At 72.2% G+C, this 8,642-nt stretch carries 9 protein-coding genes; all 9 read right to left on the bottom strand.

All coding sequences use genetic code 11. The features are described 5' to 3' along the window. Window positions 1–398, bottom strand: a 398-nt coding sequence (locus VFV89_RS19685; protein WP_329707673.1) for an MFS transporter, incomplete at its 3' end; no start/stop codon positions are given. Beyond that, window positions 395–973 carry a helix-turn-helix domain-containing protein gene (locus VFV89_RS19680; RefSeq protein ID WP_329707672.1) on the bottom strand — a complete coding sequence of 193 codons (579 nt, stop codon included), beginning with the start codon at window positions 971–973 and terminating at the stop codon, window positions 395–397. The genes VFV89_RS19680 and VFV89_RS19685, both read right to left, overlap by 4 nt. Before the next feature lie 319 nt (window positions 974–1,292). Further along, a complete protein-coding gene (locus VFV89_RS19675; protein WP_329707671.1) occupies window positions 1,293–2,795 on the bottom strand; it encodes a M23 family metallopeptidase in 1,503 nt (500 codons plus the stop codon). Window positions 2,796–2,912: 117 nt separating this feature from the next. Continuing rightward, window positions 2,913–3,785, bottom strand: a complete 873-nt coding sequence (locus VFV89_RS19670) for an acyl-CoA thioesterase II (protein WP_329707670.1) — start codon at window positions 3,783–3,785, stop codon at window positions 2,913–2,915. Next, window positions 3,782–4,753, bottom strand: a complete 972-nt coding sequence (locus tag VFV89_RS19665; RefSeq protein ID WP_329707669.1) for a PAC2 family protein — start codon at window positions 4,751–4,753, stop codon at window positions 3,782–3,784. Before VFV89_RS19665 ends, VFV89_RS19670 begins: the two co-directional genes overlap by 4 nt. 66 nt (window positions 4,754–4,819) lie before the next feature. Further along, complete coding sequence (gene dxs, locus VFV89_RS19660; protein ID WP_329707668.1) at window positions 4,820–6,754, bottom strand: 1-deoxy-D-xylulose-5-phosphate synthase; 1,935 nt, start codon at window positions 6,752–6,754, stop codon at window positions 4,820–4,822. A 19-nt stretch (window positions 6,755–6,773) separates the two neighbouring features. After that, on the bottom strand, window positions 6,774–7,706 hold the full coding sequence (locus tag VFV89_RS19655) for an SMP-30/gluconolactonase/LRE family protein (protein ID WP_329707667.1): 933 nt from the start codon (window positions 7,704–7,706) through the stop codon (window positions 6,774–6,776). Between the two features lie 64 nt (window positions 7,707–7,770). Continuing rightward, window positions 7,771–8,001 (bottom strand): hypothetical protein, encoded by a 231-nt coding sequence (locus tag VFV89_RS19650; RefSeq protein WP_329707666.1) that lies wholly within the window; start codon window positions 7,999–8,001, stop codon window positions 7,771–7,773. Window positions 8,002–8,056: 55 nt separating this feature from the next. Further along, window positions 8,057–8,642: hypothetical protein (locus VFV89_RS19645; protein ID WP_329707665.1), on the bottom strand; the 586-nt coding region annotated here is incomplete at its 5' end.

Here is an 8,642-nt window from a genome sequence, read left to right as displayed (position 1 = left end):
CGCGGCAGCGTCGTCGCGGCGGGGTTGTGGAGTGCGTCGAGGACCCCGAACAGGATCGCGACGACGAGCAGCAGGGCCACGCTGATGCCGAGGACGGTGGCCAGAACGGCTCCCAGGGCGAGCACCAGGATCCGGCCGAGGTTCGCGAGGACGATGACGCGCCGGGCGTCGTGGCGGTCGGCGAGCGTGCCGCCGTAGAGCGCGGTGAGGGCGCGCGGGATCGTGCCCGCCCCCAGCACCAGTCCGGCCGTGGCGGGATCGGTGACGGTCGCGGCGGTCCACGCGAAGGCGACGAACCATGCGGAGTCGCCGGACAGCGAGACCGCGGCGACCACCGCCCAGGCCTGGAAGAGCCGGTCGCGGGCGAACGGCGGCGCCTGCGGCACCGCCGTGCTCATGGCTTGCTGGGCATGCCGTGGGCGAAGACGAAGCACGTCTCGCGGCCGGCGGCCGGCTCGCTGTGCGTCCGGTGGAACTCGGAGATGACGGTGTTGATCGCCTCCCCGAGCTCCTCCCACTCCGCTGGAGTGGCCCAGGCCCAGGTCGACGTCGAGAAGGCCGCCCGGGTCCAGGCCTCGTCGTACTCCTGGGACCCGTCGCGCGCCGCGAACCAGCCGTGGACCCGGCGGACGTGGTGGTCGAGATGCTCGTGCTCGGCCGCGATGGCGACCGCCTCGCCCACCGCGTCACCGCGGACGTCGGCCAGCGACCAGCTCAGTGAGACCGGGACCTGCCGCCACCAGCGCTCGCGACGGTCCTTCGCCAGCTCCGGCACCTCTTCGACCAGCCCGGCGCGGGCCAGCATCTTGAGGTGATGGCTGATGTTGCCCACGAGCTGGCCGGTGCGCTCCGCGAGCCGGCTCGCGGTGGCCGGGCCCTCGACGCCCAGCACCTCGAGCAGCCGGCGCCGCACCGGGTGCCCGCTCGCCGCGACCTGCTCGACCGTGGCCCTGACCCGGGGACCCTGCTCCATGCCCGGGACCCTAGTTCCACAAGAGTCGTTGTGCAAGAGTTCTTGTGTAATGGCACGTGGGTGCCCGGGCGCCTACCGGAGCACAACGGCGGGCTTCGCCGCACCGTTCCTCAGCGCGGGCACCACCAGAGGCAGGGCCGGGGTTCTGTAGCGACCCATCCGCTTCTGTGCCGAGATCTCGGCACAGAAGCTCAGGGGTCCCCGGATATCCGGTGACCCTGACGCTTGCGGTTCAGATCGCAGAACACCAACTGGGCCAGCTACGCGCGCGGCCGCCCACCCACCGATCAGGTCACCAGAGCCGGAAGTCGGTGGAACGTCAGCGCGCGGCGGGCCGGCCGAACCGGACCTTCTTGACCCGCTCGCTCGCACCCGTCGGCGCCACCGCGCCGCGCTTCTCGAACGTCGCGGTCGCCGGGGTCCACACCCCGAGGTCGGTGATGCCGTTCCCGTCCCAGTCACCGGTCACCGGCAGGTCCCCCGGGCTGCCGAACGGGATCGTCGTCGTGAACGGCGTCCCCATCGGGTCGGTCTGCAGCAGCGTGAACGTCGCGGTGGCCTGGTCGTAGACGGCGAGGTCGGTGACGCCGTTGCCGTCCCAGTCACCGGTGACCGGGAGGTCGTTCGCGTCGCCGAGCGAGACCTTCTTGACCGACCCGTCGGGCATGCGGAGCAGGAACTTGGCGCTGCCGGGCCGCCGGACGCCGAGCTCCCAGCTGCCCACGCCGTCCCAGTTGCCGGCGATCGGCAGGTCGCCGCGCTTGCCGAAGCGCACCTGGGTCTTGGCCCGCTTGACCTGCATCGTGAAGACCCGGTCGGCCGGGCTGCGGACGCCGGGGTCCACCCGCCCGTCGCCGTCCCAGTCGCCGATCACGGGCTGGTCGGCACCGCGGCCGATCTTGATCACGCGCTCCTTGGCACCGGTGCGGGTGACGTGGAAGGCGCCGGGGGCCGCGCGCCGGTAGACCATCACCTCGGCGGCCCTGCCTCCGAACATGTCGCCGGCCAGCGGGATGTCGGTGGAGGCGACCTGGCCGCAGTTCTGCGACTCGGCCGAGGAGTTCATCGGGAACCGGGCGCCGTGGAACCACGCGTCCACGACCGCGCCCCCGAGCCGCTCCTCGAAGTGCAGGTGCGGGCCGCTGGCGTTGCCGGTCTCCCCGACCGTGCCGAGCTGGGTGCCGGCCTGGACGACCTGGCCCACGGTGACCAGCACCGAGTTGAGGTGTGCGTAGAGCGAGCTCTCGCCGTTGCCGTGGTCGATGACGACGTACTGCCCGTAGCTGGGCTTGTTCATCCCGACGCGCGCGGTGACCACGGTGCCGGAGGCCGCGGCGACGACGGGGAGCCCGAGGTCGCCGCCGGCGTGGTTGAAGTCGACCGAGCGGACGCTGGGGCTGTGGCCGGGCCGGCTCGAGCCGCTCCACACCTCGCCGCACGGGAACGGCATCTCGTAGGGCGTCACCGGCTGCGCGGTCGGCTTGAGCTCGGTCAGGGTCAGCCCCTGGTCGCCAGGGAGCGACTTGCCGCCGTTGGTGGCGCTCGGGTCGTGCTCGCTGTTGGCGTCGTTCGCGCTGTCGTCGCCCGGCTTGGACTGGCCAGGCTTGGACTGGCCGGGCTTGGAGTGGCCCGGCTTGGCCGGCTTGCCGTGCGAGGCGTGCGGCTTGACCGGGCCGTGGTGGAAGTGCGAGTGGGTGTCGGCGTACGCCGAGGGACCGAGCACAGCGGCAGAGGCCAGCGTGACCACGCCGACCATCGCCCCGGAGGCGCGGGAGAGCGTCGGTCGGCGCCGGGTGATGGCACGGTGCTTCGGCCGTTGCATGTCAGCGAGTGTTCATTCGTCACACCCGCCACGTCAGGCGAATGCCGGAAATGGCCGAACGGAGGACGTGTCAGGTCTTGACCGGTGTGACTGGTGTGGTCTGTGAGACTGGTGTGATCAGCTCCGGCGCTGCCGGATGACGCCTTCCTGCGCCGCGGTGGCCACGAGGGTGCCGTCGGCGGTGAAGACCGAGCCGAAGGCCAGGCCGCGACCCCCCTGCGCGCTCGGGGACCACTGGTCGTAGAGCCACCACTCGTCGGCCCGGAACCGCCGGTGGAACCACAGGGTGTGGTCGAGCGAGGCCATCATCGCCCTGGCCGGGTCGACGTCGTGGACGGCCAGCGAGGCGCCGAGGAGGCTGATGTCGCTGGCGTAGGTGAAGGCCGCCAGGTGGGTCATCGGGTCGTCCGGCAGCCCCTCCCGGAACCGCATCCACATCTGCGCGCGTGACGGACGGCGCGGGTCGGGGTCGAGGCCGTGCCGGGAGTTGCCGAGGAACCGCACCTCGATCGCGGCCCACTCCTTGCCGAGCTCGTCGGCGTCTGCGTTCCCTCGCCCGCGCATCAGGTCGAGGAAGTCCAGCCCGTGCTCGGGATCGGGCACGTCCGGCATGACGTCCTGGTGCTCGAAGCCCTGCTCGGGCTGCTGGAAGTTGATGGTCTGGTGGTAGATCGGCCGGCCGTGCTGGCGCGCGGTCACCCGCCGGGTCAGGAACGAGCGTCCGTCCCGGATCCGCTGCACGTCGAAGATGATCGGTACGGCGTAGTCGCCGGGCAGCAGGAAGTAGGAGTGGAACGAGTGCGGCACGAACGCCGGGTCCACGCTGCGGGCACCGGCGACCAGGGCCTGGGCCGCGACCTGTCCGCCGTAGACCCGGGACCGCGCCGACGGCGGATGCGCGCCCCGGTAGAGGTCGTCGTCGAGCGTCTCGAGGTCCAGGATCTTCAGGAGGTCCTGGACGCTGTCCTCGACCGCCGAGGCCTCGGTCATGCGTCGCGCCCGGGGTCGCCGAACGGGTCGCCGGCGTCGTTGCCGTCCTGGGCGTCGAGGCCGGCCAGGAACTGCTCGAACTGCTGGCCGATCTCCTCACCGGTGGGCAGCGGCTCGTCGGAGGCGAGCAGGCCCTGGCCCGAGCCCTCGGCCCGGGCGAACGCGTCGTACTGCTGCTCGAGCGCGGCCACCACCTCACCCACCTCCTCGTTGGAGGCCAGGTAGCGCTCGATCTCGCCCTCACGCTCGCGGGCCAGCTCGTGCAGCTCGGAGAGGTCGATGGTCAGCCGGCCGGCCAGCTCGACGTGCTCCAGCAGGACCGCGGCGGCCTTGGGGTAGTCGAGCTGGGCGAGGTAGTGCGGGATGTGCGCGACGAAGCCGAGCATGTCGTGGCCCCACTCCCCCAGCCGCAGCTCGAGGAGGGACTGCGCACTGCTCGGGATCCGCAGCTCACCTCGCCACGGGCTGGCGCCCGGGACGAGCTCGGGGCGGTTGGCGTGCGGGGTGACCGCGATCGGGCGGGTGTGCGGGACCGCCATCGGCACCGACCCCATCGCGACCACCCGGGTGACGTCGAGCCGCTCGAGCACCTCGCGGAACGCACGGGCGAACGCCTCCCAGCGGTTGTCCGGCTCGGGTCCGTGCAGCAGGAGGTACGGCGTGCCGCCGTTGTCGTGGAGGAGGCGGACGGCCAGGCGCGGTGCGTCGTAGCTCTCGTAGTGGTCGCGCACGAAGGACATCGCCGGCCGCCGGGCCCGGTAGTCGTGGAACTGGTCGACGTCGAAGGTCGCCACGACCGGACCCGGCGTGCTGTGCCCGGTGTCGAGGTCGGCGAGGTGCCGGGCCGCGTGGGCCGCGGCGTTGCCGGCGTCGAGGAAGCCGTCGAGGACCAGCACCAGCGTCAGGTCCGAGACCCCCGCGAGCTCGGGGACCTCGTCGACGATGTGCACGAGTCGTTCGGTGGGCACCTGTCCAGATTCTCACACCGGGACGGCCAGGGTCCCCCGGTGTGCCTGCGGAGCCTCCGGATCGGGCTACATCGAGCGGTCGACCTCCGCCGGCGCCTCCCCGGTCCGGTCCTCCTGGTGGTCGGGCTGTGCATCGGGCCGGGCGGTGATGTCCTCGACGATGCGCAGCGCGATGGCCTGCGGGGTCAGGCCGACCTGCTCGAGGATCCGCGCCCGCTTGGCGTGGTCGAGGAAGCGCTGCGGGACCGCGTGCAGCCGGAACGGCGTGTGCACGCCTGCGGCGTTGAGCGTCTGCAGCAGGACGGCGCCACAGCCGCCGGTCTCGCCGCTGTCCTCGATGCTCACCACGAGCCGGTGCCGGCCAGCGAGGTCGAGGAGGGCAGGGTTGACCGGCTTGACCCACCGCGGGTCGACCACGGTCACCCCGATGCCCTGCGCGACCAGCCGGTCGGCCACGTCCACGGCGGTCGTGGCCATCGCGCCCACTGCCACCACGAGCACGTCACGGGCGCCGTTGCGGACCAGGACGTCGAGCCCGTCGACGGTCCCGACGGCGGGAATGTCAGCCGGCGGCGCGCCCTTCGGGAACCGGATCACCGTCGGGGCGTCCTCGACGTCGACCGCCTCGTTGAGCAGCTCGCGCAGCCGGGTGGCGTCGCGCGGTGCGGCCAGCCGCAGCCCGGGCACCACCTGGAGGATCGACATGTCCCACATGCCGTTGTGGCTGGCCCCGTCGTCGCCGGTCACCCCGGCGCGGTCGAGGACGAAGGTGACGCCGCACCGGTGCAGGGCGCAGTCCATGAGCACCTGGTCGAAGGCCCGGTTGAGGAACGTCGAGTAGATCGCGACCACCGGGTGCAGGCCACCGAGGGCGAGCCCCGCCGCGGAGGTCGCAGCGTGCTGCTCGGCGATGCCGACGTCGAAGGTCCGCTCCGGGAAGCGGGCCTGGAACTGCTGCAGCCCGGTCGGGTGCATCATCGCGGCGGTGATGGCCACGACGTCCTGGCGACGCTGGCCGATCCGGACGATCTCGTCGGTGAAGGCGTTGGTCCAGATCGCGCCCTTGGGGTCCTGCTCCCCCGACTCGGGGTCGAAGGGCCCCACCTGGTGGAACTGGTCGGCCTCGTGCCGCTCGGCGGCGTCGTAGCCGAACCCCTTGCGGGTCAGCGCGTGCACGATCACCGGCCCGCCGAACTTCCGCGCCTGGACGAGCGCGTGCTCCATCGCCACGCGGTCGTGGCCGTCGACCGGGCCGACGTACTTCAGGCCGAGGTCCTCGAAGAGCCCTTGCGGGGCGACGGCGTCCTTGACGCCCTTCTTCATCGCGTGCAGCGCGTCGTAGGCCGCCGGCCCGACGCCTGGGACGGCGTTGAGACGCCGCTTGACCAGGTCGAGGGCCTGCTCGTAGCGCGGGCTCGTGCGGAGCCGGGTCAGCGCTGTCGTGAGGCCGCCGATGGTCGGGGTGTAGGAGCGGCCGTTGTCGTTGACCACGATCACGAGCTTCGACCGGTCGGCCACGGCGATGTTGTTGAGCGCCTCCCAGGCCATGCCCCCGGTGAGCGCGCCGTCGCCGATGACCGCGACCACGTGCCGGTCCTCGCCCCGGATCGCGTAGGCCTTGGCCAGCCCGTCGGCATAGCTGAGCGAGGTCGAGGCGTGGCTGTTCTCGACGATGTCGTGCGCGGACTCGGCCTGGCTGGGATATCCGCTCAGCCCGCCCTCCACGCGAAGCCGGTCGAACTGCGCGGCCCGCCCGGTGAGCATCTTGTGCACGTAGGCCTGGTGGCCGGTGTCCCAGACGATCCGGTCCCGCGGCGAGTCGAAGACCCGGTGGATCGCGATGGTCAGCTCGACCACGCCCAGGTTGGGGCCGAGGTGGCCGCCGGCCGGCGCGCAGGCGGTGACCAGCCGGTCGCGGATCTCGCTGGCTAGGGTGTCGAGCTCGTCGTCGGAGAGCCGGCGCAGGTCACGCGGCCCCGAGATCGTGTCGAGCACACCCATGGACAGCGAGTGTACGGAGTCAGAGAGTCAGGAACGCGATCGCGGGCTGGAGCAGGCTGCCCATCCAGACCCGGCCCTCGTGCTCGCGGACACCGGTCACGAACCAGAAGTCGTCGGCCGGCAGGTCGAGGTCGTGCACGAGCGACCCGGCGTCGTCGTAGGCCTGCACCCGCACGACGCGTCCGGGCCTGGGCTGGAGCCGATCGGGCACCCTGGTCGCCGTGCGCCGCAGCCACTGCGGACCGCGGCGGACCCGCTCTGCGAGGGCCACTCGCGGGCTGGCGACGGCGACCCAGAGCAGGCCGTCGCTGCCGCGGGACAGGTTGTCCGGGTAGCCGGGCAGCTCGGGCACGAGCAGGTCGCGGGTGCCTGCCCTCTCCCCGGTGAGCCACTGCCGGACCACGGTGCACGCGCCCGACTCGGCCACCGCCACGTAGGACCCGTCGGCCGCCAGCACGACGCCGTTGGCGAAGTCGAGGCCCTCCAGCACGACGGTGACGGTGCCGTCCGGGTCCAGCCGCAGCAGCCGGCCGGTGCAGGTCGCCTCGGCGATGTCACTGCGCCAGCGGGCGAGCGGGTGCACCGCCGAGCTGTCCGAGAACCAGATGGTCCCGTCGCCGGCGATCGCGGCGTTGTTGCACATGACGATGGGCAGGCCGGCCGATCCTTCGAGGACGGTCTCCACCGAGCCGGACCCGGGGTCGACCCGGACCAGTCCGCTGTCGGCCACGCAGACGACCAGTCGGCCGTCCGCGTCGACCTCGATGCCCATGGGCCGGCCGGCGATGGTCGCCACCCGCTCGACCCGGGCCCCGTCGGGGCTGACCCGCCAGATCGCGCCGTCCTCGGTGCCGGTGAACACCGACCCCTGGTCCGGCCCGTGGGTCGCGACGACGACGTCCTCGGTCCCCGTGCCGGGCACGGGGACCACGGTCAGCTGCCTGAGGCTCACCCGGTCATGCTGGCACGCCCGGGACGCTACTTCCCCTTGACCTTCTTGACCGCGCCGTTCTGCCTCAGCAGCAGCTGGATCGTCCTGCGGTGCTTGAAGTCGAACATGGGCCCGGGGTCCAGCCCGAGCCGCAGTCGACCAGCAGCACGTCGACCGCGTCCGGCGCGGAGGTCGCAGCCTCGGTCGCGGCCGGCCGGCGGTCTCCGGACGTGACAGCGGCGGTGACCGTGCCCGCGGTCGCCGCGGCGACGAGGACGAGGACCGTCGCGGTCAGGCGCATCCGGGTGGTGGCCATGTCCCGGACAGCGTGGTCGGTCAGGGTCGTCGGTCGACGACGGGGCCTCCGGTGTTCAGCGGGACGCAATGACCTCCACGCTCCCGTCGGCCGCGATGCGGACCAGGTCGTCACCGTCGTCGAGCCGCCCGAGTACCGCGTCCCCGGCCGGCCTCAGGTCCGACACCCTGTGGTCCGTCACGGCGCCCGGCACCGAGACCTTGCTGAAAGTGACGAAGTCGCTACTGCGCCACAGGGCGCCGCTCCCGTCCGCGACGTACAGCGTCGAGGTGCCTGCGAAAGCGATCGACGTGTATCCCGAGAACCAGTCATCGGGGTTCTGCGACACGTTGAACGGGAGGCTGCGCTCCACGTCGTCCGGGTCGGTCAGCTCGTGCCAGGTGGCGCCTGCATCGGTGCTGACCGAGAGCCCGACCACACGGTCCGGCGCCGGCGTGCGCTCCAAGGCCGCCTCGACCACGACGACGTTCGGGCCGGCAGCGGCGATCACGCTCATCCACGAACCTCCGTCGGCAGCGAGGTCGTGGTAATGCCAGCTCGCACCGTCGTACCTCCCGATCGTCAGCGTCTCGGGACCCGTCTCGTTGTCCATCAGGGCCCAGAGCGTGCCGTCGGACGTGAACGCGTAGTTCGCGAGGAAG

Origin of the sequence: Nocardioides sp. (assembly GCF_036274455.1) — a bacterium.
GTDB lineage: Bacteria > Actinomycetota > Actinomycetes > Propionibacteriales > Nocardioidaceae > Nocardioides.
This window is presented reverse-complemented; position numbering and strand designations above follow the sequence as displayed.

Bases quoted from the DNA above. Each gene is read 5' to 3' on its own strand.
- VFV89_RS19680 (WP_329707672.1), bottom strand. From the start codon at position 973: ATGGAGCAGGGTCCCCGGGTCAGGGCCACGGTCGAGCAGGTCGCGGCG.
- VFV89_RS19675 (WP_329707671.1), bottom strand. From the start codon at position 2,795: ATGCAACGGCCGAAGCACCGTGCCATCACCCGGCGCCGACCGACGCTC.
- VFV89_RS19670 (WP_329707670.1), bottom strand. From the start codon at position 3,785: ATGACCGAGGCCTCGGCGGTCGAGGACAGCGTCCAGGACCTCCTGAAG.
- dxs (WP_329707668.1), bottom strand. From the start codon at position 6,754: ATGGGTGTGCTCGACACGATCTCGGGGCCGCGTGACCTGCGCCGGCTC.
- VFV89_RS19650 (WP_329707666.1), bottom strand. From the start codon at position 8,001: ATGGCCACCACCCGGATGCGCCTGACCGCGACGGTCCTCGTCCTCGTC.